Origin of the sequence: Duganella vulcania (assembly GCF_009857655.1) — a bacterium.
Lineage (GTDB): Bacteria > Pseudomonadota > Gammaproteobacteria > Burkholderiales > Burkholderiaceae_D > Rugamonas > Rugamonas vulcania.
Window position 1 is genome coordinate 1 of the sequence record NZ_WWCX01000061.1, and the last position, 25,293, is coordinate 25,293.

The window sequence follows — 25,293 nt, forward strand, 5'->3', positions numbered from 1 at the left end:
CCGGTGGCGAGCGCGATGCTGCCGTCGGCGCCGGTGACGCCGCCGGCGTCCGAGCCCAGGCCGCCGTTGGCCGCGTAGTACAACTTGTAGCTGCCGCCGGCCGGCGCGCCCGGCCAGGCCAGCGTCGCGGCCGACAGCCAGTGCGCGCTGGCGTTGTTGAGGTTGCCGTAGCTGATGGTGGGCGGCGCGCTGTAGACGGTGCAGTCGCCTTCCAGCATCCAGACTTCCTGGCCTTTGCTGGCGATGTCGGGCGTGAAGTTGGCCGACTGGTCGCTGCCGCAATTCTTGTTGCCGCTGCCGTCGGTGACCAGGAACCAGATCGCGGATTTGGCGGTGTTGACGGGAATGTCGACGTAGCCGCCGAAGTCGTCGCCCTGGGTCATCATGAAGCGGCCGGTGATCCATCCGGCGCTCGGATTGACCGGGCCGTCCCACGAGTACACGCCCCACTGGCTGGCATCGCCTGCCGCGCGGTGGAAGTGCATGCGGATGCTGGCCGGGGCCGGCGGCGCGGCCGCGACCATCATGCTGGCCAATAGCTTGTTGGCCGGGGCGGCGGTGCTCGCGCTGTCATTGCCGCCGCAGGCGGCCAGCAGGGCAAGCACGCCCGTGGCCGTGATGCATTTCAGTTGTGAAACTAAACTACAATGAAGTTTCATGTTTGTCTCCGTGTTTTATGGTTTTTTGCCTCCAATCGTCTGTGGACTGGATGGGTTTGTAATATTACTACTTAAAAATACGAGAAGATAAATATTTCAACGGAGTGTTGTTGTCCCGGCACTTTCGCGTTCCGTTTGAAAGTCATTCCTGGATTCCGGTCTTTTTGGACGGCGGCCGCCCGCCTACCATGCGTCTGGCATTCAACTTTCAAAGGCATTCCAAATGAAACAGATCATCCGGCTGGGCCATATCGGCCTGAGCTTTCACGCCGCCAGCGCGGCCATCGTCCAGCGCATCCTTGAAGGCCACGGCTATGAGGTGCGGAGTTCGGCTTCGCCGCATGAAGAAATGTTCCGCCGTTACGGCGAGGGTGACGTCGACATGCTGGCCTCGGCATGGCTGTCGTCCAGCCATGGCGCCTACCTGGCGCCGTACCTGGCGCAGACGCGCAAGCTCGGCGTGCTGTACCAGCCGTATTGCATCTGGGGTGTACCCGACTACGTGCCGGAGGAGGAGGTCGCTTCGGTCGAGGATCTCGCCAGGCCGGAGGTGGCCGCGCGCATGAGCAAGCTTTTACAGGGCATCAATCCGGGCGCCGGCATCAGCCGCTTTTCCCGCCGCATGATGGCGGCGTACGGTTTGGAAGAGCTGGGCTACCGCTTCGAAAACGGCAGCGAAGACGATTGCTTCCGCCGTTATGAGGATGCCGTGCGCCGGGGCGAATGGCTGGTCGTGCCGCTGTGGCATCCGCAGTTTTTGCACCACGGCTTGCGCATCCGCGCGCTGGCCGAACCGCTGGGTTTGCTGGGCGGGCACGATGAGGCGACGCTGATCGTGCGCGAGGCATGCGCCGCCCGCATGGCGCCCGAGGTGTTGGCGCAGCTGGGCGAACTCAGCCTGGGCAACCGCGCCATCAGCGAATTGGACTACATGATTTGCCGCCAGGGCCTGTCGCCGCTGGCGGCGGCCGACGCCTGGCTGGCGCGGCAGTCCGGTCAGGCGGCCCTGGCGCCCTCCGCGCGGCCGCAGTAGCGCTCCACGTAGGCCTGGTGCGTCGGCAGCTGCACCACGATGCGGTCCACGCGCGACTTGATGCCGCCCAGGAAGTGCTTGAGTTCCTCGTCGCCCATCAGGTCGGCGGTCTGGTGGTGCGAGCGCGGCATGATGCCCTGGCCCAGCATCACCTGGATCCACGAGTTCTCCGCGAACAGCTCGTTCGGCACGCGGAACACGCGGCCGGTCTCGCGGAACAGGTCGATGCGGTGCCGCAGCGAGGCGGGGATGCTCATCTCGCGCGCCTCGGTCCAGAACGGCGAGTCGGTGCGGTTGTTGACGTGGTAGTGCAGGATGATGAAATCGCGGATGTGTTCGATCTCGGTGTTGCACTGGTGGTTGTACTCGTCGATGTCGGCCTGGCTGATGCCGTCGGTGGGGAAGGTCTGCATCAGGCGCACCACGGCGCGCTGGATCAGGTGGATGCTGGTCGATTCGATCGGCTCCAGGAAGCCGCTGGCCAGGCCGATCGCCACCACGTTGCCCTTCCACGTCTGCTTGCGCTGGCAGGGCTTGAACTTGATCACGCGCGGCGTGACCAGCGTCTTGCCCTCGACGTTGGACAGCAGCTGTTTCATCGCCGCGTCGTCGTCCAGGTGGCGGCTTGAATACACGATGCCGTTGCCGACCCGGTGCTGCAGCGGGATGCGCCACTGCCAGCCGGCCTGGTGCGCCATCGAGCGCGTCAGCGGCACGGCGTCGCCCACCGACTCGGTTTGCACCGCGATGGCGCGGTCGCAGAACAGCCATTGCGACCAGTCCTCCATCGGCTCCTGCATGGCCTCGCCGATCAGCAGGCCGCGGAAGCCGGTGCAGTCGATGAACAGGTCGCCTTCGATTTCCTGGCCCGATTCCAGCACCAGCGAGCGCACGTCGCCGTTGTCGGCGTGCTGGGTGTAGCGCACGATCTTGCCTTCGACGCGCTTGACGCCGCGCGGCTCGCTCAGGCGGCGCAGGTATTTGGCGTAGCGGCTGGCGTCCAGGTGGTAGGCGTAGTTCATGCCGTTGTCCGGCAGGTGGGCGAAGCGGTTTTCCAGCGAGGCCTTCAGCTCCAGGCAGTAGTCGCCGTAGTCGCCGGCCAGGCCGCGCTCGACGCCCTTGTGCCAGAAGTGCTGGAAGCCTGCGGTCCAGTGGTCGGTGCCGGTCATGCCGAAGGAGTGGATGTAGTCTTCCTTGACGTTGCGCCAGCCCTCGAAGCTGATGCCCAGCTTGAACGTGGCCTGGGTCTCGGCCATGAATTCCTGTTCGTTGATCTCCAGCAGATTGTGGAAATTGATCAGCGTTGGTATGGTGGCCTCGCCGACGCCCACCGTGCCGATCTCGTCGGATTCGACCAGCGTGATGTCGAGCCGCTTGCCCAGCACCTTGGCGATGCCGGCCGCCGCCATCCAGCCGGCGGTGCCGCCGCCGGCGATGACGACGCGGCGTACTGGCCGGCGGGTGTTCGGATCTCGGGTGCCTGGGTTCATCGATGTCTCCTGGTTGGTGTATTTATCGGTGTATTTTTTTCAGTGTCTGGGCGCGCAGCACGCGCGCGGCATCGTCGTTGAGCGGCGCCAGCACATGGCGGGCGTGCTCGGGAATGTGTGCGGCCGTGGTCTCGTCGGCCTCGAAAATATAGTGGCGGAAGATCTCCTGCCACGCCTTGCGCTGCGCCGCCGGCAGGTCGCGCATGGTGAGGAAGGCCAGCATCAGCGCGCTGGTCGGCGTGTCCATGTAGTCCGGCGACTGGCGCCACCAGTAGTTGACCAGCACGTTGAACGGGTCCAGCGCCTCGATGTGGTGCCACCACATGCTGGGGATGAAGATGGCGTCGCCCGGCCCCAGCTCCGCGGTGCGCGCGTGCGCCAGCGCCTCGGCGAATTTCGGATATTTGTCGAAGTCCGGGTTCAGCAGGTCCACCAGGCTGACGGCTTGGCCGGCCGGCGTGAAGTCCAGCGGGCCGATGTACAGGTTCTTCAGCTGCTCCGGCGGGAACAGCGTGAAGCGGCGCCGTCCCGCCGCCACCACGGCCAGGTTGTCCGGCACGTCGTAGTGGGCGGCGATGCGGGTGCGGTTGCCGATCCAGATGCTGGCCAGCGCGTCGCGCCCGCCCAGGTTGATGTCGTTCTGTTCGCGGAAGCCGGGCAGGCAGGTTTCCACCGTGGTCGAGCCGACGTAGACGGTGGCCGGATTGGCCTGGTGGCGCTTGGCTTCGATCTCGTCCAGCACGGCGGTGAGCTTGGCGTGCACCGGGTAGAAATTGAAGCCGCTCATGTCGGCGTTGTAGAAGAAGCGGCCGCCCGCTTCCGGCGGGCCGAGCATGGCGCCGACGGTGGCGTCGCGGTAGTGGCTGCGCAGGTAGGCGTCGCCGCCGCGCTCGTCCGCCAGCGTGGCGCGCACCATCGGCCAGCTGGCGGCCAGGCCGCGCAGCACCAGCGGCTCGGTGGCGGTGAGGATGTCGTCGCCCAGGTCGTTGACGCCCAGGCCGCTGATCTCGCGCAGGGCTTCAGGCATGGGCGGCGTTCTTGCGGTCGATGAGCATGCGGAAGTTCGACAGCGAGGCCAGCACCATGTAGATGCTGTGCAGGTGGCCGGCGCGGTGCAGCGCGGCCACGGCGTCCGCGTCCAGCGCCGCCAGCTTGTCCTCGTTGATGGTGTAGAAGCCGACCAGGCGGTTCTGCGAGCCGTCGTTCAGCTCGACGTCGAGCACGAAGCTTTCCAGCAGCTCGTGCTGCAGCAGCGCCGACAGCAGGGCCGGCGTGGCCTGCAGGCCCTGGTGGATGGACAGCAGCATCGAGCTGGCCCGTTCCAGGAATTCAGTGTTGCCGCCGAGCGGCAGGAACACCGGCTCGCCCTCGTCGCGGCTGACGCGCGGGCTGTCGGCGTCGATGTGCACCATCAGCTCGCTGCCGTTGACGCCGATCAGGAAGGGCTGGCGCTCGATCATCAGCGGCACGTAGGGCGCGTCCCAGCGCTGGCCATCGAGGAACAGGTTCTCGTCTTCCTGGAAGCCGAACAGCGCGACCGGCTCGAAGCCCAGGCCGTCCGTGGTCTTGCGGAACACGATGGGGTAGCAGGCCTGCACGTCGCGGAACTCGGCCGGGAAGGTGGTGGCCCACATCTGGCGGTCGCCGAACTGCGCGCCGTGGCGGGTGATGATGCGCAGGTCCTTGTGGTCTACATTGTTGAGCAATACGATGTTCGGCATGGGGTCTCTCGTGATTTAGATTTTCTGCAAGCCGTGGCGCTTGATGTGGTTGATCAGGGTGCGGTTGTCCGGCAGTCCGCCCAGCATCTTGTGGGTCAGCTCGGCGGCCTCGCGGAAATAGCCGTTGGCCAGCGCGGCCTGGCGCGGCTGGGGATTCATGAATTCGCTGCGGAAGCCCATGCCGTACAACACGTACTGGTAGCTGGCCCACGGGAACACTTCCTCGATGCGGTTGAAGTCGTTGCGCGATGGCGCGCGGTGGCGCCACAAGGTCAGCAGATCGTTCAGCCGGTCGGGGACGGTGGCGGTGTTGTCGCGCCAGTAGTCGCTGTCGCGGCGCTGGCTCAGCACGTAGTGCAGCTTGAGGAAGTCGATCACCCGTTCCCAGCGGTAGGTGAAGGCGTCGTTGAAACGGGCCGCGACGATGTCCATCGCCGCGCGCGTGGCCGGCAGTTCGTCGCTGACCATGGCGGCCGACATTTCCGCCAGCGCCAGGGCCGACGCTTCCAGCGGCTCGATGAAGCCGGCCGACAGGCCGATGGCCACGCAGTTGCGGTGCCAGAAGCGTTCGCGGTACCCGGGGTTGAAACTGAGCTTGCGCGGTGGCGGGATGTCCCGCGGGCCGCCGGTGCCGGCGATGTAGCGGCGCAGCTCGGCCTCGGCCTGCTCGTCGCCGATGTGGGCGCTGGAGTACACGTGGCCCACGCCGCGCCGGGTCGGCAGGCCGATGTCCCAGATCCAGCCGGCGCTTTGCGCGGTGGACGAGGTCTGCGAGGCGATCGGGTAATCGTCGTCGGGGTAGGGGACCTGCACCGCCAGCGCCGTGTCGTTGTACAGCACGTGTTTTTGCGACAGGAAGGGCACGGCGTAGTGTTTGCCCAGCAGTAGCGACTGCATGCCGGTGCAGTCGATGAACAGGTCGCCTTCCAGCGCGCCGTGGGCCTGGGTGTGCAGCGCGGCGATGTCGCCGTTGTCGTGGCTGGCGATGGCGACCACGTTGTCCGGCACGTAGTGCACGCCCAGCTTTTCCAGGCAGTGCTTGCGCAGGAAGACGCCGAACTTGCCGGCGTCGAGATGGTAGCCGTAGTTGGCCACCGACGAGAACTCCGGCGTCACCACCTGCTTGGGCGCGCGGCCGTGGACGCACAGGTGCGGCTGGTAGCTGACCAGGTCGGCGAACGGGATGCCGGGATGCTGCGCCTGCCATTGCTCCGGCAGGTTCACTTCGTCGTAGCCTTGCGGCAGCACGAAGGGATGGAAGTAATAGTCGTTGTCCGCGCCGCTCACCCATCGGTTGAAGCGCGAGCCCTGCTTGAACGAGGCGTCGCACTCGCGGAAGAAATCGGATTCGGACACGCCGATGCGGCGCAGCGTGTCGCGCATGCTGGGCCAGGTGCCTTCGCCCACGCCGATGGGCGCGATGTCGGGCGATTCGATCAGGGTGATGTGCAGCGACGTGCCCTGGTGGTCGGCCGCGATCAGGCCGGCCGTCAGCCAGCCGGCGGAACCGCCTCCCACAATCACGATGCGTCGGACCATATTGCTCGCCTTGGTTTAAGGATGAGATTGCTAAAGTCTAACCGAAAAGGGCCGCTGACAGTCAGCGGCCCCGGAACGATCAACTGCCGGTTAGAACTTGTAGCGCGCGCCGATCATGTAGCGCGGCCCCTGCTGCGTGACCGACTCCAGCTGCTGCTTGGTGCGGCTATGCACGCGCTGGATCGAGTTGCCCACGTTGATGCCCTCGAACTGGAAGCTCAGCTTCTCGTTGAAGTTGTAGCCGATGCTGATGTCGACCTGGCCGTACGCTTCCACGTACTGCGGGTTCGGGCCGGAGCCGTCGAAGGTCGACGACAGGAACTCGCCGCGCCAGTTGTAGGCCAGGCGGGCGGTGAAGTTCTTGTCCTCGTAGATGCCGACCACGTTCGACGAGTTCGACAGGCCGACCAGCGCGAACTGCTCACCCAGCTTGGCGTTGTCGTACTTCAGGCCCGAGTGCACATAGGTGTAGTTGGTCGACACGCCGAAGCCGCTGTTGCCGAACATGTGCTGCAAGTTCACCTCCAGGCCGTTCAGGCTGGCCGCCTTCTGGTTGGAGAAGGAGTTGATCTTGAAGTTGGCGATCGGATCGCTCGGCTGGCCAACGATGGTGCCGGTGGCATGGCCGTTGGCATCGGCCCCGCGCGTCACGCCCGGCGCGCCGTCGTGGTTCTTGAAGATGTAGTCGCGGATGCAGGTGGTGTCGGCGGTGGTGCAGCCGTTGGCCAGCGCCTCGTTCCAGAACTTGCCGCCCACCGGCGTGTGCAGGTTGAACGGCGTGGCGTCGAACTGCGACTGGCCGGCGTAGTTTTCCAGGTTCTTGCGGAAGTAGCCCAGCGAGAAGAAGTTCTGCTTGCCGTAGTACCACTCGTAGGACAGGTCCAGGTTCTTGGACTTGACCGGCTTCAGCGCCGGGTTGCCCTGGCTGCCGGTGCCGCCGTTGGCGCGCACCAGCGAGTCCAGCGTGGTGCCGCCCTGGATCTGGTCGTAGCGCGGACGGCCGATGGTCTCGCCCAGGCTCAGGCGCAGCTTCTGGTTCGGCGTGAGCTCGATGTCGGAATCAAAGCTCGGCAGCAGGTTGTGGTACTTGCCGGACAGCGTGGTGAAGGTCGGGTCGCCGAAGGTGATCGGCAACTCGTTCTGCGACACCCAGCTGATGCCCGTGGCGGCCGGCACCAGCGCGGTCGAGGTGACGTCGGTGGTCTCGTAGCGCAGGCCGACCGAGGTGCGGATCGGCAGCTTGGTGTCCCAGTCGGTGTTGAACTGGACGTAGGCCGAGTTGGATTTCTCGGTGGTGCGGGCGTCGTGGTCGAAGGTGGTCTTCGGCAGGTACAGCGCCGGCTGGCCGGAGGCGGCCGCCGCCAGCTGGCGCACCTGGGCGAAGTTGAAGGTGTAGAACTGGTTGAACAGGCTGGGGCTGCCGCTGCCGTCGATGTGGTCGAAGTACTGGCGCACCGACTCCGGATGCCACACGCTGCTAGGATAGTCGGACGGCTTGGTGGCGCCGCCCCAGGTGTCGCGCTGTTGGTTGGAGAAGGCCGAGCGGTTCTTCACCTCGGACACCGTGGCGCCGAACTTCAGCTCGGACGCGTCCAGCACTTTCCACGCGCCCTTGACCTGGGTCTGGTCGACCTCGCCCTTCATGTAGCCGTTGGTGAACACCGAGCCGGTGACTTGCTGCGGCGCCTTGGTGAAGTCGGCGCCGGAGATGCTCAGCACCGGGAAGTCGTGGCTGAAGTCGGCCGTGGTGTCGCCGCGGCTGAAGCTGGCGGTGCCGAGCGTGTTGCTCGAACCGAAGGGGCTGTCGGCGCGCGACTCGGCGGTCGAGTGGTGGGTGTCGAGCTCGAAGCGCAGGTCGTTGGTCGGTTTCCAGACGGCGTTGAAGCCCAGCGATTTGTTCTGCGTCTTGGTGGCGAAGTCGGCGCCGCCCATGGCGATGTCCGAGGTGCCGTCCAGGATTTCCTTGTAGATCAGCGGGCTCTGGACCGGGCCGCCGGTCCACGAGCTGTTCGACTTGCCGAAGTTGAACCAGGCCGAGATGTCGTTGCGCTTGGTCTGGATCTTGTTTTCGGAATAGGTGTAGTCCAGCGTGGTGACCAGCTTGTCGACCGGCTTGTACTGCAAGGTCAGCTGGGCGTTGGTGCGCTGGCGCTTGACGCCGTTGAAGTTGTAGTTCAGGTTTTGCGGCACCGAGTACAGGTCGCTCGCGCCCGGGCGGTTGATGGCGCCGTCCTGCGGAATCGTGCCCCAGCTGTTGTCGTCGCCGCGGAACGGGCCCTTCCAGCCGTTGGAGACGGCCGCGGTGTTGTAGCCCAGGTTGCGTTCCTGGTAGCTGCCGGTCAGCGCCACGCCGAACTTGTTGTTGTCGAAGGTGTTCGAATACAGGCCGGACAGTTCCGGCGTGGTTGAGCGGCTGGCCTTGATGTCGCCCGGCAGGTTGCCGTTGGTGCTGTCGTACACGCCCTTGACGCCCACGCTCGAATGCATGCCCGGACGGTCGAACGGACGCGCCGTCATCACGTTGACGGTGGCGCCGATGCCGCCGGTCGGCGTTTCGGCGCGGCTGGTCTTGTACACCTGCAGCTGCGCGATCGCTTCCGACGCCAGGTTGGCGAAGTCGAAGGCGCGGCCGTTCAGGTCGCCCAGGTTGGAGGTCGGCATCTGGCGGCCGTTCAGCAGCACCAGGTTGAAGTCGGGGCCGACGCCGCGCACCGTGATCTTGGAACCCTCGCCGATCGAACGGTCGATCGACACGCCGGAAATGCGCTGCAGCGATTCGGCCAGGTTGGTGTCGGGGAACTTGCCGATGTCCTCGGCCACAATGCCGTCGACGATGCCGTCGGAATTGCGCTTGAGGTTCATCGACGAAAGCAAGCTCTGGCGAATACCGGTCACCACCACGCTCTGGACTTCCGGTTCGGCAGCCTTGACGGGCGCTTCCTGCGCCAGCACCTGGGCGGCCGCCGCCGCGCAGGCGCCGGCCACCGCCAGGCTCATTAATTTTTGTCGTGTCTTTGGATAGTGCATGTCATCTCCTGTGTTTTTTTTGAACTGCCCGCTGCCAACTTCCCGCTTTCCAGAATTGGAAAGGTTTCCAATTCACGTGGCAAATATAGCACCGAACGAATTTCAAAGTCAATTTGCGATGCCGCATAAGTGGGGCCGGGTTTTCGTTGACAGAGGAAAGCAAGCCGTGCAACATGGCTGGGAACGTTTCCAAAATGAGACACTTTGACATGCACACCCCATCGGAAAGGCGGTCGCCATGGCCACCATCAAAGACGTAGCCCGCCTGGCGGGCGTAGGACTGGGCACGGCCTCGCGCGTGGTCAGCGGCAAGGGTTCGGTGTCGCCGGCCACGCTGGCGCGGGTCCGGGCGGCCATCGAGGCGCTGGACTTCCGGCCCTCGCACGCGGCGCGCACGTTGCTGTCGGGGTCGAGCCAGATGATCGGCGTGTACATCCCGGTGCTCAGCGGCACCTTCTACACGCCCATCCTGCAAATCATCGACAACGAATTGCGCGCGGCCGGCCTGCACATGGTGGTGGCCTTCGGCGCCGGCCTGGGCGGCGCGCGCCAGCAGGCGATCGAGGGCATCGCCTTCCTGATCGAGCGCGGCTGCGACGGCCTGATCCTGATGACCAATGTGCTGCAGGAGGAGGACATCGCCGCGCTGCGCTTCCAGCACAAGCGCATGGTGGTGCTCAACCACAGTTTCGACAGCCTGGCCGGGCAGTGCTTCACGGTCGACCACATGCTGGGCGGGCGGATGGCGGCGCGCACCCTGCTCGACCACGGGCACCGCCAGATCGCCGTGGTGGCCGGCCCGGCCAGCCTGCCCGACAACGTGGTGCGGGTCAACGCCTTCCTTGACGAGCTGCGCGCCAACGGCGTCGACACCGGCAAGCTGTGGGTGACCGAGCGCGACTTCTCGCCGGCCGGCGGCTGGTCGGCGGCCAAGGAGCTGATGGACTCGAAGCATCCGTGCAGCGCGCTGTTCTGCGCCAACGACGAGATGGCGGTGGGCGCGCTGTCCTACTTCCAGGAGGCCGGCATCCGCGTGCCGCACGAGCTGTCGGTGATCGGCTACGACGACACGCCCAGCGCGGAGTTCTCGGCGCCGCGCCTGACCACGGTGCACATGCCGTGGCGCGAGATGACGCAGAACGGCATCAACGCCTTGCTCAACAGCTGCTACGACCTGCAGCGTCCCGTCACGCGCGGCTATCCGGTGACGATGACCTTGCGCGCCTCGCTGGCCTCGCAGGGGGTGGCCGCAGCGCCTGGCCTATAATGGAGGCCGCTGCCCGCAGGGGCGGCGGACCTTTTTTATGGAGTGGTACACATGGTTTCGTTACAAGATCAATTGCTGAAGGCCGGCCTGGTGGCCAAGAACAAGGTCAAGGTCGCCAATCAGGAAAAGAGCAAGCAGAAGAAGGAAGAGCGCCGCACCGGCACGCAGAGCGTGGACGAAGCCAAGCTGGCCGCGCAGGAGGCGCAGCGCAAGCTGGCCGAGCGCAACCGCGAACTGAACGCGCAGCGCGACGCGGCCGCGCAGCAGAAAGCCATCCTGGCGCAGATCGCGCAGATGGTGCAGCAGAACCGCCAGAGCAAGGGCCACAACGGCGACATCGCCTACAACTACACGCACGGCAGCAAGATCGAGCGCATGTTCGTGACGGCGGCGGTGCGCGAGCACCTGGTCGCGGGGCGGCTGGTGATCGTGGTGCTGAACGGCGTGGCCGAACTGGTGCCGCGCGTGATCGCCGACAAGATCGCCGAGCGCGATCCGGCGCTGGTGGTGCGCGTCAACAAGAGCACCACCGCGGTGGAGGAAGACGATCCGTACGCCGCCTTCCAGATCCCCGACGACCTGATGTGGTGATCAGGCCAGCAGCTTGAGCAGCGCGGCGGCGGCCGCTTCCGACGAGGCCGGGTTCTGGCCGGTCACCAGCAGGCCGTCGGTGACCGCGTAGGCTTGCCAGTCGCCGAGCTTGGAGTAGATGCCGCCGTTTTCCTTCAGCATGTCCTCGACCAGGAAGGGCACGACCTGGGTCAGGCCGACCGCTTCCTCTTCGGTGTTGGTGAAGCCGGTCACTTGCTTGCCGCGCACCAGCGGGCTGCCGTCGGCCGCCTTCACGTGGCGCAGCACGCCGGGCGCGTGGCACACCGCCGCCACCGGCTTGCCGGCCGCCAGCATGGCTTCGATCAGCGCGATCGAGGCGCGGTCTTCGGCCAGGTCCCACAGCGGGCCGTGGCCGCCCGGATAAAACACGGCGTCGAAATCAGCGGCCGAGACATCGGCCAGCTTGCCGGTGTGGGCCAGCGCGGCCTGCGCCTCGGGGTCGGCCTTGAAGCGGATGGTGGCCGGGGTCTGCGATTCGGGCGCGTCGCTCTTCGGGTCCAGCGGCGGCTGGCCGCCCAGCGGCGAGACCAGCGTCAGCTTGGCGCCGGCTTCCTTCAGCGCGTAGTACGGCGCGGCGAATTCCTCCAGCCAGAAGCCGGTCTTGTGGCCGGTGTTGCCCAGTTGGTCGTGCGAGGTGAGTACCATCAGGATGTTCATGTCGTGTCCTTTGTGTGTGAGGTGGAATTACAGTGCGGCTTCAAGAATGCGGCGGCTGCGGGCCAGGTCGATGTCGCGGTGTTCGCCCAGGCTGGTCATGCCGTGCGCCTGCAGTTGCGCCAGCACGGCTTCCACCGCTTCCTGGCCCAGCTGGTAGGCCGACAAGCGGGTCGGAATGCCCAGGCCTTCGAAGAACGCGCGGGTGTGGGCGATGGCGGCGTCGATGCGTTGCTCGTCGCTGCCGTCGCGGATGCCCCAGACACGCTCGCCATATTGCAGCAGCTTCGCGTGTTTGCTGTCGCGCTGTACGTCCAGCAGCGACGGCAGCACCAGCGCCAGCGTGCGCGCGTGGTCGATGTCGTACAGCGCGGTGAGTTCGTGGCCGATCATGTGGGTGGCCCAGTCCTGCGGCACGCCGGCGCCGATCAGGCCGTTGAGCGCCAGGGTGGCGGTCCACATCAGGTTGGCGCGGGTGGCGTAGTCGTCCGGCGCGGCCAGCGCTTGCGGCGCGATCTCGACCAGCGTCTGCAGCAGGCCCTCGGCGAAGCGGTCTTGCGCCAGCGCCTGCACCGGGTAGGTCAGGTATTGCTCGACCGTGTGGACGAAGGCGTCGACCAAGCCGTTGGCGACCTGCTTGGTTGGCAGCGTGAAGGTCTTGGCCGGATCGAGCACCGAGAACTGCGGGAACAGCAGCGGGCTGCGGAACGGCAGCTTGGTGTGGCTGGCCTTGTGGGTGACCACGGCGCCGTTGTTCATCTCCGAGCCGGTGGCGGGCAGGGTCAGCACGGCGCCGAAGGGCAGGGCGCGGCGCACCTTGGCGCCGCCGCTCTGGGCGATCTCCCACGGCTCGCCGTCGTACAGCGCGGCGGCGGCGACGAACTTGGTGCCGTCGATGACCGAGCCGCCGCCGACGGCCAGCAGGAAGTCGATCTCGTCGCGGCGCACCTGGTCGACCGCGCGCATCAGGGTCTCATAGCTGGGATTGGGTTCGATGCCGCCGAACTCGCGGCTGACGCGGGCGCCGAGCGCCTGGCGCACCTCGGCCAGGGTGCCGGTCTTCTCGGCGCTGGCGCCGCCGTACAGGATCAGCACGCGGGCCGATTCCGGCACCAGCCGGGACAGTTGGGCGACGGTTTCGGCCCCGAAGACGATCTTGGTAGGGTTGTGGAATTCAAAATTCTTCATGCTGGCTCCTGATATTAGACTGGTCGTCTAGAATAGTGGCAAAAAATTGGGGTCAAGTCTGACATTCGGACACGAGCTCTTCAGTAACGAGCCGCTACTGAAGGGCTCGTGGCCGGATGTCAGACTTGCCCCCCGAGGTTGAGGATGGAGAGCGTGGCTTGCCAGGCGGCGCGCAACGCGCTGGGTTCGCGCCGCAACTTGGTCAGCAGCGCCGCACCCAGCCACAGTTGGTACAGTGCCAGCGCGGTGTGCTGCGCATCGCTGACGTCGCGCAGCGAACCGTCCGCCAACGCCCGCTCGATGCTGTCGGCCAGCCGGCCGACGATGCGGTTGGTGCCGTCCAGCAGGGTGGTGCGCATGGCTTCCGACATGTCCGCCACCTCGCCGCTGAGCTTGACCACCAGGCAGCGGCAATCGCAACTGTCCGCGTCGAGGTCGTCCCAACTGGCCCAGTAGTCCATCAGCGAACGCGCCGCGCTTTGGCCGGGCTGGCGCAGGGTGACGTCCATCTGCGCCAGGTAGCGCTCGATATAGTCTTCCAGCAGCGCCTCGCCAAACAACTCCTTGGACTTGAAGTAGTGGTAGAAGGAGCCCTTGGGCACGCCGGCCGCCGTCAGGATCTCGTTCAAGCCCACGCCGGCAAAGCCTTTGCCGGTGATGATGGTCTTGCCCGTGTCCAGGATGTGCTGGCGGACGTTTTGGTGTTCTGTCGTCATGGTGGACACATCACAACACAATTAGACCAGTCGTCTAGTGTTTTCTCCGTTGCGCGAAATCCGACGGCAACGCCCGGCCGTCCCGGGCGTTGCGCGCAAGGGCGGACTCAGCCGCGGCGCACCAGCTTCATGCCGTTGGCGCGGCCGACGTAGGCCACCATGCCGGTGACCTTGCCGGCGCGGTCGCGCTCCAGCCGCAGCACGGCGCCGGCGGCGCCGAAGGCGTCGGCGAACACATTGTCGAGCGGCTGCTCGCCGAAGCGCGGCACCGTCATCCACAGCTTGCCGTCCTTGAGCTTGAGCGTGAAGGTCGCGTTGAGCTCGTCGCTGTGGTAGCTGCCCGCCACGGCGGCCAGCTGCGCGGGCGTCATGGCGCCGGCGGCCACCCGTTCGAAGCGGGCCGGCGGTTCGCCCGGACGCTCCACCACCAGCGTGCGTTCGGTGATCATGGCGGGCTGGGCCGTGCGCTTGGGATCGCGCACGAAGCGGCCTTCCGCCACCGGCAGCAGTTCCTGCTTCATGCCCGGCGCGGTGTACCACAGCTTGCCGTCCTGCGCTTCCACCCGGCGCACCATGCCCTCGCGCGCGTTCCAGTACACGCCGGCGTAGCGGGCCGGATCGGCCAGGGCCACCGCCGCCGGCTCGGCCGCCGCGGCCGCGGCCGGGAAGTCGCCGGCCGCGTAGATGTCGGCCACCTGGCGCGCCAGCCTGGCCGGGGCCACGTCGGGACGGTTGCACAGCACGGCCACGCCCAGTTTCAGTGCCGGCAGGCGGATCAGTTCAGACCGGTAGCCGGCGAAGGCGCCGCCGTGGCCGACGATGTCCAGGCCGCGGTACTGGTCCACCATCAGGCCGCGCGCGTAGTGCAGCGGGGTGCCGTCGTTGAGCTTGCCCACCGCCTGCAGCTGCTCGACCAGCCAGGCGCCGCCCACCTTGGGCTGGTAGAAATTGGCGTCCCACTTGGCCAGGTCGGCCACGGTGGACTGGACCGCGCCGTCGCCGGTCTGCTCCCAGTTCGACATCAGCTGCACGAAGCCGGTGGGGCCGTTCGGACGGTAGGCGGTGGCGCGGTGCGGCACCACTTTGGCGTGATCGTCGAGGATGCTGGTGTCGGCCATGCCCAGCGGTTCGAAGATGCGCGCCTTGGCGAATGCGGCCAGGCTCTTGCCGCTGACTTTCTCGACGATCTGAGCCAGCAGGAAGTAGCCGGTGTTGCTGTAGGCGTAGGCGCTGCCGGGCTGGAAGTTCAGGCCCTGCTGGCGCGCGATGGCGGCCAGCGCGTCGGCGCTGGTGCTGACGTCGCCGTCGTCGACGCCGGCCAGGTTCAGCAGCACCAGGTAGTCGCGCAGGCCGCTGGTGTGGTGCAACAGGTGGTCGACCGTGATCGGCGTGCCGTAGTCGGGCAGTTGCGGCAGGTAGCGGCGGATGTCGTCGTCCAGCTTGAGCTTGCCGTCCTGCACCAGCAGCAGGATGGCGGCCGCCGTGAACTGCTTGGACGTCGAGGCGAGGTCGAACACCGTGCGGTGCGCGTCGATGGCGACTTCGTGTTCGAGGCTGGCGGCGCCGTAGCCCTGTGCGAACAGCGGCTTGCCGTCGCGCCAGGCGGCGACCGCGCAACCGGGCGCATCGGCCTTGGCGTAGGGCGCGAACAGGGCGGCGGCTTGCTCGTCCGGCGTGGCGGCGCCGGCGGCGTGGCTCAGGATCAGGGCGGATAACAGCAGGGTCAGACGGCTGGGCTTGTTCATGGCATCTCCTTTGTGGTGTTGTAGTGAAGTATAACACCAGTATTGTCAAAAGCGTCAACATGGAAAAGCAATTATTTTTGGCGGATGGGGTATGCTGGCGGGATGCCACAGCATACCCCCCAACCCGGATCCCGTTTCTGGCGCGACGCCAGCCTGCCCTTCATCGAGGCGCGCACGGTCGGCGACGGCCGCAAGCTTTGCTACGGCAGGCACGCGCACGAGACGTTCTCGATCGGCGCGATCCGCGCCGGCCGCACCGATTACCTGAACCAGTCTTCGCGCCGGCAGGTGGGGCCGGGCACGGTGGTGCTGATGAATCCGGGCGACGTCCACGCCTGCAACCCGGTCGCCGACGAGACCTGGGCCTACCGCATGCTGTATGTGGACCGCGCCTGGCTGGCCGGCCTGCAGCGCGAATGGGGCTTCCACGATTTCCGCCCGTTCGCGGCGGCCATGAGCACGGCGCCGGCGCTGTACGCGGGCTTCAACCGCTTCTACGACGTGCTGACGGCGGACGGCGCCGACCACCTGCTGCGGCAGTGCGCGGCGGTGGATTTCTTCGGCCAGGTGCAGTCCAGCCTGGACCCGGCGGCCATCGTCGAGCGCGAGGCCAACCGCAAGCTCGACCGCGCGGCCGACTACATCCGCGACAACTGCGCGGCCGCGTTGAGGCTGGAGGACATCTGCGGCGCGGCCGGGCTGTCGCCGTCCTACCTGATCCGCGCCTTCCGCAAGCGCTACGGCATGACGCCGCACGCCTACCTGCTGAACCGCCGCATCCAGCTGGCGCGCGGCCTGCTCAAGGGCGGCGCGGCGATCGCCGAGGTCGCGCTGGCGACCGGCTTCGCCGACCAGGCGCATTTCCAGCGCACCTTCAAGCAGCTGCTGGCGGCGACGCCGGGGCAGTACCTGCGCTGAGCAGCAGGTAGAGCGCGCTGGCCGCCAGCAGCAGCGCCATGGCGCGGTTGAAGCGGCGCAGGGCGGCCGGATCGGCCAGGCGCCGGCCCAGGAAGGCGCCGGCGCAGGCCCAGCAGGCGATCGAGCCATAGCAGATCACGAAGTACAGCGCGGCGAACCGCCACACCAGCGCGGGATCGCCGTCGGCCACGAACGCGCCCATGCCGGCCACCGCCGCCACCCAGGCTTTGGGATTGAGCCACTGCATGGCCGCGCCCATCGCCAGCGACGGCCGCTTGCCGTGGGCGCCGGGCGCGAGCGCGCCGTCGTCGCGCGCCAGCTTCCACGCCATGAACAGCAGGAAGGCCACGCCGGCCAGCTGGACCGCCCGGGTCAGCGCCGGCGCGCGGGCCAGCAGTTCGTGCAGCCCGAGGCCGGTCAGCAGCAGCAGGGCGGTGAAGCCGACGGTGGCCCCGGTCACGTGGCGCAGGCTGGCGCGCAGGCCGTGCCGCGCGCCGCTGCTCAGGGCGACGATGTTGACCGGGCCGGGGGTGATCGATGAGGCCAGCGCGAAGGCGGCCATGGAAATCAGGATGGTCATGGTGGGGTCTCCGATAAGAATTGACAGTGCCGGGGCGGACGATACGCGGCGCGGCCGCCGCCGTATTGAAGGAAATGACCCCGCCCGCTGTGATAATTTGAGAGTTTTCACCCCCGTAAATCGCACATACTGCTTCTTTGCCTGGTCGATGACACTTCGAGGTGCCGCCTATGATGTCCAGCAACACGCCGGAACACCCGCCCGGCCAGCCCGCCGCCCAGGGCCGCACCCGGCTGCCCACCATGTTCCTGGCCATCTTCCTCGTGGTGCTGGTGTGCGTGTCGCTGATCGGCGTGCAGGCCTGGCTCAGCCTGCGCGCCCGGACGGTCCAGCTGAAGGAATCGGCAATGGCGGCCGCCAACCTGGCCGAGGCGGTGGCGCAGCACGCCTACGACACCATCAAGGAAGCCGACACGGTGCTGGTCGGACTGGTGGAGCGCATCGAGCACCAGGATCCGGCGGGAGCGGACTACGGCCGCATCCACGACCTGCTGGTGCATCGGGTCGCGGAACTGCCGCAGCTGCACGGGATATTCATCTACGGCGACGATGGCCGCTGGCTGGTCAACTCGCAGCCGGTGCTGCTGCGCGGGCAGAACAACTCGGACCGCGAGTACTTCATCCACCACCGCGAACATGCGGACCGGGGCATCCACATCGGCCCGCCGGTGCGCAGCAAATCGACCGGCGACTGGATCGTGACGGTGTCGCGCCGCTTCAACCGGCCGGACGGCGGCTTTGGCGGGGTGGTGCTGGCCACCATCAACATGGAGTATTTCCAGAAGTACTTCCAGCGTTTCAATATCGGACAGGAAGGCGCCATCCAGCTGGCGCTGGAGGACGGCATCCTGCTGGTGCGCCGGCCCTTCAACGAAAAATCGCTGGGGCGCGACATCTCGAAATTGCCGCTCTTTAGCTACTACCTGCCGAGGGCCGCCGCCGGCACCGTCACCTTCCAGTCGGCCCAGGACGGCGTGACGCGGATTAACAGCTACCGGCGCCTGGATCAATATCCGCTGGTCGTCTCGGCGGCGCTGTCCAGGGACGAGGCGCTGGCGCAGTGGCGCGGCGACATGTACCTGGACAGCGGCGGCATCCTGCTGCTGGTGCTGGTGGTCGGCCTGCTGGGCGTGCGGCTGGTGCGCCAGATCCGCTGGCGCAGCCAGGCGGAGGACGAACTGGTCCAGGCCCGCAACGGGCTGGAGGCGCTGAACCACGAGCTGGAACGGTTGGCCATGCAGGACGGCCTGACCGGCTTGAGCAACCGCCGCCATTTCGACACCGCGCTGCAGAACGAATTCAGCCGGGCCATGCGCAGCGCCAGCCCGCTGGCGCTGATCATGCTCGATGTCGACTGCTTCAAGCAGTACAACGATCTGTACGGCCACGCCGCCGGCGACGAATGCCTGAAGGCGATCGGCAAGGTGGTCGCGGCCAGCAAGCACCGGCCGGGCGACGTCGCCGCGCGCTACGGCGGCGAGGAGCTGGCGGTGCTGCTGCCGGGGACCGACGTGGCGGGCGCCATCGCCGTGGCCGGGAAAATCCTGGCCGCCATCGAGGCGCTGCAACTGCAGCATCCCGGCAACCCCACCGGCCATGTGACGCTCAGCGCCGGGGTCGAGTCGTTCGTGCCGGTGCGCTTCGAGTCCGAGCCGGTCGATCTGGTCCGGGCCGCCGACCAGGCGCTGTACCGGGCCAAGTCGCAGGGCCGCAACCGCATCGCCTCCAACATCGTCGGGCCGGCGCCGCAGGTCAAATCTTCAGCGTCAGCATCGTGATGCCGAACCCGAAAAACATGAGCGCGCTCAGGCGCGACAGCAAGCGCGCGCTGCCCGGGCGGCTCAGCCAGGCGCCGGCCCTGGCGGCCAGGCCGGCATACAGACCGTGGATCAGGACCAGCACGATGCAATAGGTGGCGACCGCCAAGCCGGCGCCGCCGTGGGCGACCTGCGGCAGCACGGACAGGAAGAAGAACAGCGACTTGGGATTGCTGGTCTGGAGCAGCGCGCCTTCCAGCAGGCGCTTGCGGGCCGCGCCGGTGGCCGGGGCGGCCTCGCGGCGGGGCGCCTGCGTCTGTGGATCGCGCCGCCAGGTCTTGAACGACAGGTGGAACAGGTAGGCCACGCCCGCGTATTTGAGCAGCTGGAACAGCGCCGGCGAGGAACGGATCAGCAAGCCGATGCCGGCCGAGCACAGCCCCGCCATCACCGCCGCGCCGAGGGCCAGTCCCACCACGCCCTGCATCGCCGCGCGCCAGCCGCCGGCGACCGCGTTATCGAGCGTCATCAGCACGCCGGGGCCGGGACTGGAGACGGTGAACACAACCATGACCACAAACAACCAATATGCCTCGCCCATCGCCTGTCCTCCCTGTTGTGCGCTGTGGCCGCAATGATGGGGTGCCGGCCGCCGGCGGGCAAACGAGTTTTTGGTATGATGCGTTGAGTATTTCTCAACACTAGCGGAGCGCCATGTCACTTCAACTGCCACTCAATGCCCTGCATGTCTTTTGCGTCGTCGTCCGGGAGGGCGGCTTCCGCCAGGCCGCGCAGGCGCTGCACCTCACGCCGGGCGCGGTCAGCCGGCAGGTGCAGTCGCTGGAAGCGCACCTGCGGCAGGTGCTGTTCGAGCGCAACGCCGGCGCCCCGGCGACGCTGACGCCGGCCGGACGCAAGCTGCACGACAGCGTCGGCGCGAAGATGGCGGCGATCAAGGAGGCGCTCGATACCGGCGGGCGCGCGCGGCGCCAGGCGTCCATCCTGGTCGACACCAGCGTGACGCTGGCGATGCACTGGCTGATCCCGCAGCTGCCGGCGTTCCGCGAGCGCCATCCGCAGCTGAACGTGCAGATCCGCACCGTGGAGGGCGACATCAACCCGGCCTCGCCGGCCGACGTGTTCCTGCGGCGCGAGGTGGCGGAATTGCGCGGCCTGCCGTTCCACACGTTCATGCGGGAGCGTTCCGTGCTGGTTGCAAGTCCCGCCTTCATGGCGGGCATGGCCGCGCGCAAGACGGACCGGCTGCGCTGGCTGGGCAAGGCGCCGCGCATCGGCACCCGCTCCCGTCCCGACCTGTGGCCGGGCTGGTGCCGCGCGCACGGCCTGGACGCCGGCGCGCTGGAGCCGACACTGGAGCTGGACAACACGGTGCTGGCGATCCAGGCCGCCGTCCAGGGCCTCGGCGCGCTGGTGGTGCCCGAGGCGTTCGTGCGCGCCATGCTCGGCATCGAGGCGCTGCGGTGCCTGTCAGGGCCGGTGGACAGCGGCAGCTATTCGTATGCGATCGGCCGCCGGCAGGCATCCGCGCGCGTGGCGATATTCACCGAGTGGCTGAAGCAGGCCGGACGCCAGGAAAATGACAGCGGCGTCTCTTTTCAGGCGCATCAAGCAGGATTTTCCTAGCCAATAATTTTTGACGAGCTTAGTATCGAATGCTGAAACAGACCGGATGAAGTCGTATATAACTGTTGAACTGAAAGGGAGAACACATGAAAAAAACGAATATCCTCGCCATCGGCGCCATGCTGGCCATGTCATGCGCCGCCTACGCACAGGACCATGCCGAGCATCCGCACTGGGGCTATCAGGGCAAGGGTGACCCGGCGCATTGGGCCGACCTGGAGGCGGGGAACTCCGCCTGCAAACTGAGCAAGGAACAGTCGCCGATCAATATCGAAGAGCGCAACGTCAAGAAGGCGCCGCTGGCCCCGCTGGCTTTCAATTACGCGGCAGGCCCCGCCGAGATGATCAACAACGGCCACACGGTGCAGATCAACCTGCCGCCCGGCAGCGTGCTGAAGGCGGGCGACGATAGCGCCAGCCTGCTGCAGTTCCACTTCCACACGCCGAGCGAGGAAAAGATCAACGGCGTCAATTACCCGATGGTGGCGCACTTCGTCCACAAGAGCGCGGACGGCAAGCTGTCGGTGGTCGCCGTGCTGTTCAAGGAAGGCGCCGAGAACAAGACGCTGGCGCCGGTGTTCGACGCGCTGCCGGCCGAGGGCAAGCCGGTGCAGCTGGCCAGCTTCAACCCGGTCGACGTGCTGCCCGCCAACCATGCCTACTTCAAGTTCATGGGGTCGTTGACGACGCCGCCGTGCAGCGACGGCGTGCGCTGGCAGGTGCTGCGCACACCGGTCGAGCTGTCGAAGAAACAGCTGGCCGAATTCCACAAGTTCTACAAAATGAATGCACGTCCCGTGCAGCCATTGAACGGCCGCGTGGTTCAGGTCAGCGAATAAGGTTTGCCGGCCGCCGCCGGGCCGGCGATTATTTCGCCTGGCCGGCGGCCTTCAATGCGCCCCAATAGGCCAACTTGGGACCTTGATTCCCCCGGCCGATGGAACACGCTATCATCTGGCGGCCGATGCATACACCGTGCATCACCAACCTGAGATCGCGCTGCCGGACATGTCCCCGAAAAAATACCTTCATCTCTTGCTGATCCTGGCGCTGGCCGCGGCGAACGTGGCCCAGGCCGGCACCATCCGCGTGTTGCAGGCCAATCTGTTTTCCTGGTCGGCGATGGACCCGGCCAAGCAGCCGCCACCCATCGTCAAGCTGTCGCAGTACGTCAACCAGCAACGCCACGATTTCGTCACCACCCAGGAGAACGAATACCGGCTGACGGACGACCGCTACCAGCTCAGCCCGGACTACAAGCTGGCCGGCGAACTCCAGGATGCCTCGATCTTCTACGACAGCACGCGCTGGGAACCGTCCGGCGCGCCGTGGTCCCGGATCGCGGTCAGCGCGGACGGCGGCGGCGAGCGCCTGGCGGTGTTCAGCCAGTTCCGCAACAAGGCGAGCGGCGAGACGGTGGTGATCGCCACCACCCATTTGTGCATCGCCTGGGGCGGGCATGCCGATTGCAACGGCGGCCAATATGCCGCCCATGTCGCCGACGCGCGCGCCATCGGCCGCTACCTGGGCACCTACGCCGCTGGCGATGTGCCGATGATCGTGACGGGCGATTTCAATAACTTCGAGCGCAACGCCGAGCAGTCGGCGGCGATCGAGCAAGCGTTCGCGGCGCATGGGCTGGCGGCGGTCAAGGCCGGCAAGGACTTCATCGGCCCGACGTTCGAGGCATCGACCATCGACTTCGTCTATTCGCGCAAGCTGGTGGTGCGCAGCGCGTCTTTGTACGGGGCGGCGGCCGGCAATCCCTCCGACCACGCGGCGATCGACGTCACCTTTGCCAGCGGCGGCGCGGCCGCCGTCCGGGCAGGCGGCGGGTAAACCGCGTCGAGGTCAACTGCCGCGGCCGTGAGGGTATATCATGGCGGTCGTTTCAACGATAGGACCAGGCATGATCATAGCGACTCATAGCGGCAAGTTTCACGCGGACGACGCGTGGGCGGTCGCCGTACTGAAGATTTTATTCCCCGACGCGGACATTATCCGAACGCGCGATCCGGCGGCCATTGACGCGGCCGACTTTGCCGTCGATGTCGGCGGCGTCTGGGATCCGGCCACCGGCCGCTTCGACCACCATCAAAAAGGCTTCGACGGCGCGCGGCAGAGCGGCGTGCCGTATGCCAGCGCGGGCCTGGTATGGCGCGAGTATGGCGCGCGCTGCGTCGCGGCGCTGGCGCTGGCGGATAGCGGGCATCAACTGGCGGACGACAAGGCGCGGGAAGTGGCCTACGGTATCGATGCGGACGTGGTGCAGTATCTGGATTTGTCGGATGTGGGAGCCGCGAAGAGCGCGCCGGGCGGGTATGGATTGTCGGCCGTGGTCTCTGGCTACAACACCAACTGGCTGGACGAGCAAAGGCTGGGCTACGGCGAGGCGGTGGATGCCTACCGCATGGAGCAGTTCCGCCGCGCGATGGCCATGCTGACCGACGTCATGCTCAATGCCGTGCGCTACCGGGTTGGCGCATTGCTGGCGCTGGAGCAGGTCCGGCAGGGTGAGGTGCTCGAAGGCGGCAAAGTCCTGTTCCTGAAAAACGGCGCGCTGCCGTGGAGCCAGGTGGTGCGCAAGGAAATGCCCAAGGTGCTGTTTGTCATCAGCCACAACGTCGCCGAGCAGCGCCACATGCTGCACACCGTATCGGTCAGCGCCGAGAGTTTCGACGCGCGGGCCGACCTGCCCGAAGCGTGGGCGGGCCTGCGCGACGCCGAACTGGCGGCGGTGACCGGTGTGGCGGATGCGGGCTTCTGCCACAACGGCAGGTTTATCGCGTCGGCCAAATCGTACGAGGGCATACGCACGATGGCGGCCCTGGCGTTGCAGGATATCGGCGAAGGCGGCGCGGGCTAAGCGGCTTTGGCCGCCATTTTCAGATCATAGGCCTCGGTTGATTGCTAAGGCAGCCATGATGCGACAGGGCGGCGCATCCGTTTTGATATTTTGTGCCGCCGCCGCGAGGACCTGGAGCCAGGACTACAGCAGAGCAAGCGCGTCCTCGCCTGCGGCAACCCGAATCGGGCACGACGGGTCGGTTGCCGCGCGCCAGACTGCTTCCGCAACGTCCTCCGGTTTGGTGACCGCAGACGAACTCGCCATGCCTTCAAAGATGCCTTGCGCGAAGGATGCGTAGGGTGCCGGGATGCTGTCGCTTGTCATCAGGGCTTTCGCGTGCTCTCCGAAACGTGTGCCGGGTGCGCGGCCGGGCTGCACCAGACGTACGCGCACATCGAACTGCGCCAGCTCGAGCGCCAGCGATACGCTGAACGCATCGACCGCCGCCTTGCTGGCCGAATAGACAGAAATCAGCGGAAAGGGCGCGGCCGTCACTATCGACGTCACGTTGACGATGACGCCTGCTCGCCGTGCCCGGAACTGGGGCAGCACGGCCTGCGTCACGGCCATCGTGCCAATGGTGTTGGTCTCGAAAATCGCGCGCGCGGTGTCCATGGAGGTCCCTTCCAGCATCCCCATCAGGCCGATGCCGGCGTTGTTGACCAGCACGTCGATAGGCCCGGCGGCTTCGATCGCCTGACGGATGCTGTGCGGATCGGTAACGTCGAGCGCGATCACGCGCAGGTGTTCCGATTGCGGAAGCGTGTGCTGCCGGGGTGTGCGCATGGTGGCGATGACCTTCCAGTCTTGCGCGAGAAAATGACTGGCGGTTTCAAGACCGAATCCGGAAGAGCAGCCGGTGATCAGAACGGTTTTCATGGTGTGGTTCCTTTGAGTGGATGAACGAGGTGAGAACGATAGTTCAATGCGGCAGGATTTGCTACAATCGAAAGTCCACATTTCATTTGCAGGAGTCCTGGCTTGATCGATCCGTTCGCAGAGGTAGTCGCGTTGTTGCAACCCGGTGCGCCGCTCTCGAAAGTCGTTGCCGGAGCTGGCGCGTGGCGGGTGCGGCGCTCGGACATGGGGCAGCCTTTTTATTGCGCCATCCTCGAGGGCGGCTGTCTCTTGACACTGGACCGGCGCATGCCCATCCCACTCAGGGAAGGCGACTTCGTCCTGATCCCTGCCGCGCATGATTTTGCGATGTCGAGCATCGCGCCGGTGGACCAGGAGTTCGATGCGCCCCCGCTCGCACTCGGAGCTGGCGAGCTCAGGCTCGGGGTTGCACATGGCCCGCATGACGTTCGGCTGATCGTTGGCCACTGTGTTTTTGGATCGCCGGATGCGGCGTTGCTGGTTTCGCTCCTGCCTGAACTCATCCATGTGCACGGAGCACGCAGGTTGGCTTCGCTTGTCGAACTGGTGCGCGACGAGTCCCGTGAGCAGCGCCCTGCACGCGATATCGTTCTGCAGAAAATGCTGGAGGTTCTTCTGATCGAGGCCATCCGCAGCCACGAAGTAAAACCAGCGTCGAAGGGCCTGCTGCGCGGGCTTGCCGACGAGCGCCTGGCGGCGGCGTTACGAGGAATGCATCGCGTCCCCAACCAGGCCTGGACCGTCGCGCTGTTGGCGCGGGAGGCGGCCCTTTCCCGGTCGGCATTCTTTGCGCGGTTCACCGATGCCATGGGAATCGCGCCGATGAAATACCTGCTCACCTGGCGCATGGCGCTGGCAAAGAACCTGTTGCGAAACGATTGCAGGATCGCGGACGTCGCGGAACGCGTCGGCTACAGCTCGGCAAGCGCCTTCAGCGTCGCGTTCTCACGCCATGTGGGAATGGCGCCGGTACACTATGCGCGGCAATGAATGAGCAGGACAGGGCGAGGACTTCC

At 66.4% G+C, this 25,293-nt stretch carries 23 protein-coding genes; 10 read left to right on the top strand and 13 right to left on the bottom strand.

Features of this window, described 5'->3' with window-relative positions; all coding sequences use genetic code 11:
* A partial coding sequence (locus GTP90_RS24645) for a pullulanase-associated domain-containing protein (RefSeq protein WP_308937318.1) occupies positions 1–659 on the bottom strand: 659 nt, incomplete at its 3' end.
* Positions 660–882: 223 nt separating this feature from the next.
* On the opposite strand from GTP90_RS24645, the gene GTP90_RS24650 reads away from it, so the two are divergent.
* Complete coding sequence (locus GTP90_RS24650) at positions 883–1,692, top strand: glycine betaine ABC transporter substrate-binding protein (RefSeq protein WP_161086011.1); 810 nt, start codon at positions 883–885, stop codon at positions 1,690–1,692.
* On the opposite strand, the gene GTP90_RS24655 is transcribed toward GTP90_RS24650, so the two are convergent.
* The 5 genes from GTP90_RS24655 to GTP90_RS24675 form a co-directional block, all read right to left on the bottom strand.
* Positions 1,656–3,182, bottom strand: coding sequence for a tryptophan halogenase family protein (locus tag GTP90_RS24655; RefSeq protein WP_161086012.1), 1,527 nt, complete (start codon positions 3,180–3,182; stop codon positions 1,656–1,658). The two genes, GTP90_RS24650 and GTP90_RS24655, sit on opposite strands and share 37 nt — an antisense overlap.
* 22 nt (positions 3,183–3,204) lie before the next feature.
* On the bottom strand, positions 3,205–4,209 hold the full coding sequence (locus tag GTP90_RS24660; RefSeq protein ID WP_161086013.1) for a cupin-like domain-containing protein: 1,005 nt from the start codon (positions 4,207–4,209) through the stop codon (positions 3,205–3,207).
* Positions 4,202–4,903: a SapC family protein gene (locus GTP90_RS24665; RefSeq protein ID WP_161086014.1), complete on the bottom strand. Its 702-nt coding sequence runs from the start codon at positions 4,901–4,903 to the stop codon at positions 4,202–4,204. Before GTP90_RS24665 ends, GTP90_RS24660 begins: the two co-directional genes overlap by 8 nt.
* A gap of 15 nt (positions 4,904–4,918) precedes the next feature.
* Positions 4,919–6,442 carry a tryptophan halogenase family protein gene (locus GTP90_RS24670; protein WP_161086015.1) on the bottom strand — a complete coding sequence of 508 codons (1,524 nt, stop codon included), beginning with the start codon at positions 6,440–6,442 and terminating at the stop codon, positions 4,919–4,921.
* Between the two features lie 90 nt (positions 6,443–6,532).
* Complete coding sequence (locus GTP90_RS24675) at positions 6,533–9,469, bottom strand: TonB-dependent receptor (RefSeq protein ID WP_161086016.1); 2,937 nt, start codon at positions 9,467–9,469, stop codon at positions 6,533–6,535.
* A 238-nt stretch (positions 9,470–9,707) separates the two neighbouring features.
* Between GTP90_RS24675 and GTP90_RS24680 the strand changes: the two genes are divergently transcribed.
* Positions 9,708–10,736 (top strand): LacI family DNA-binding transcriptional regulator, encoded by a 1,029-nt coding sequence (locus tag GTP90_RS24680; protein ID WP_161086017.1) that lies wholly within the window; start codon positions 9,708–9,710, stop codon positions 10,734–10,736.
* A 51-nt stretch (positions 10,737–10,787) separates the two neighbouring features.
* Complete coding sequence (locus tag GTP90_RS24685; RefSeq protein WP_117014280.1) at positions 10,788–11,327, top strand: DUF2058 domain-containing protein; 540 nt, start codon at positions 10,788–10,790, stop codon at positions 11,325–11,327.
* Here the strand turns inward: GTP90_RS24685 and GTP90_RS24690 are convergent, their stop codons facing one another.
* The 4 genes from GTP90_RS24690 to GTP90_RS24705 form a co-directional block, all read right to left on the bottom strand.
* On the bottom strand, positions 11,328–12,005 hold the full coding sequence (locus GTP90_RS24690) for a type 1 glutamine amidotransferase domain-containing protein (RefSeq protein ID WP_161086018.1): 678 nt from the start codon (positions 12,003–12,005) through the stop codon (positions 11,328–11,330).
* A gap of 27 nt (positions 12,006–12,032) precedes the next feature.
* Positions 12,033–13,190, bottom strand: coding sequence for an iron-containing alcohol dehydrogenase (locus tag GTP90_RS24695; RefSeq protein ID WP_161086019.1), 1,158 nt, complete (start codon positions 13,188–13,190; stop codon positions 12,033–12,035).
* Positions 13,191–13,309: 119 nt separating this feature from the next.
* A complete protein-coding gene (locus GTP90_RS24700) occupies positions 13,310–13,906 on the bottom strand; it encodes a TetR/AcrR family transcriptional regulator (RefSeq protein WP_161086020.1) in 597 nt (198 codons plus the stop codon).
* A 107-nt stretch (positions 13,907–14,013) separates the two neighbouring features.
* Complete coding sequence (locus GTP90_RS24705; protein WP_161086021.1) at positions 14,014–15,651, bottom strand: serine hydrolase domain-containing protein; 1,638 nt, start codon at positions 15,649–15,651, stop codon at positions 14,014–14,016.
* Between the two features lie 102 nt (positions 15,652–15,753).
* Between GTP90_RS24705 and GTP90_RS24710 the strand changes: the two genes are divergently transcribed.
* Complete coding sequence (locus GTP90_RS24710; protein WP_161086022.1) at positions 15,754–16,569, top strand: AraC family transcriptional regulator; 816 nt, start codon at positions 15,754–15,756, stop codon at positions 16,567–16,569.
* On the opposite strand, the gene GTP90_RS24715 is transcribed toward GTP90_RS24710, so the two are convergent.
* Positions 16,526–17,149 carry a LysE family translocator gene (locus GTP90_RS24715; protein ID WP_161086023.1) on the bottom strand — a complete coding sequence of 208 codons (624 nt, stop codon included), beginning with the start codon at positions 17,147–17,149 and terminating at the stop codon, positions 16,526–16,528. The two genes, GTP90_RS24710 and GTP90_RS24715, sit on opposite strands and share 44 nt — an antisense overlap.
* A 170-nt stretch (positions 17,150–17,319) precedes the next feature.
* Between GTP90_RS24715 and GTP90_RS24720 the strand changes: the two genes are divergently transcribed.
* Positions 17,320–18,927, top strand: a complete 1,608-nt coding sequence (locus GTP90_RS24720; protein WP_254452028.1) for a sensor domain-containing diguanylate cyclase — start codon at positions 17,320–17,322, stop codon at positions 18,925–18,927.
* On the opposite strand, the gene GTP90_RS24725 is transcribed toward GTP90_RS24720, so the two are convergent.
* Entirely contained in the window at positions 18,902–19,507 is a 606-nt protein-coding gene (locus GTP90_RS24725) for a LysE family translocator (protein WP_161086024.1), read from the bottom strand. The genes GTP90_RS24720 and GTP90_RS24725 overlap by 26 nt on opposite strands.
* A 113-nt stretch (positions 19,508–19,620) precedes the next feature.
* Here GTP90_RS24725 and GTP90_RS24730 point away from each other — a divergent pair, with 113 nt between their 5' ends.
* The 4 genes from GTP90_RS24730 to GTP90_RS24745 all read left to right on the top strand — a co-directional run bounded on the left by GTP90_RS24730 (position 19,621) and on the right by GTP90_RS24745 (position 23,416).
* The gene (locus GTP90_RS24730; protein WP_161086025.1) at positions 19,621–20,550 is read left to right on the top strand and encodes a LysR family transcriptional regulator; all 930 of its coding nucleotides are present in this window, start codon (positions 19,621–19,623) and stop codon (positions 20,548–20,550) included.
* An 86-nt stretch (positions 20,551–20,636) separates the two neighbouring features.
* Positions 20,637–21,389, top strand: coding sequence for a carbonic anhydrase (locus tag GTP90_RS24735; protein WP_161086026.1), 753 nt, complete (start codon positions 20,637–20,639; stop codon positions 21,387–21,389).
* Positions 21,390–21,525: 136 nt separating this feature from the next.
* On the top strand, positions 21,526–22,389 hold the full coding sequence (locus GTP90_RS24740; RefSeq protein WP_217432033.1) for an endonuclease/exonuclease/phosphatase family protein: 864 nt from the start codon (positions 21,526–21,528) through the stop codon (positions 22,387–22,389).
* A 70-nt stretch (positions 22,390–22,459) separates the two neighbouring features.
* Complete coding sequence (locus tag GTP90_RS24745) at positions 22,460–23,416, top strand: MYG1 family protein (protein WP_161086027.1); 957 nt, start codon at positions 22,460–22,462, stop codon at positions 23,414–23,416.
* Between the two features lie 123 nt (positions 23,417–23,539).
* Here the strand turns inward: GTP90_RS24745 and GTP90_RS24750 are convergent, their stop codons facing one another.
* On the bottom strand, positions 23,540–24,277 hold the full coding sequence (locus GTP90_RS24750) for an SDR family oxidoreductase (RefSeq protein ID WP_161086028.1): 738 nt from the start codon (positions 24,275–24,277) through the stop codon (positions 23,540–23,542).
* Between the two features lie 102 nt (positions 24,278–24,379).
* On the opposite strand from GTP90_RS24750, the gene GTP90_RS24755 reads away from it, so the two are divergent.
* Positions 24,380–25,267 (top strand): AraC family transcriptional regulator, encoded by an 888-nt coding sequence (locus GTP90_RS24755; protein ID WP_161086029.1) that lies wholly within the window; start codon positions 24,380–24,382, stop codon positions 25,265–25,267.
* Positions 25,268–25,293 lie beyond the last annotated feature (26 nt).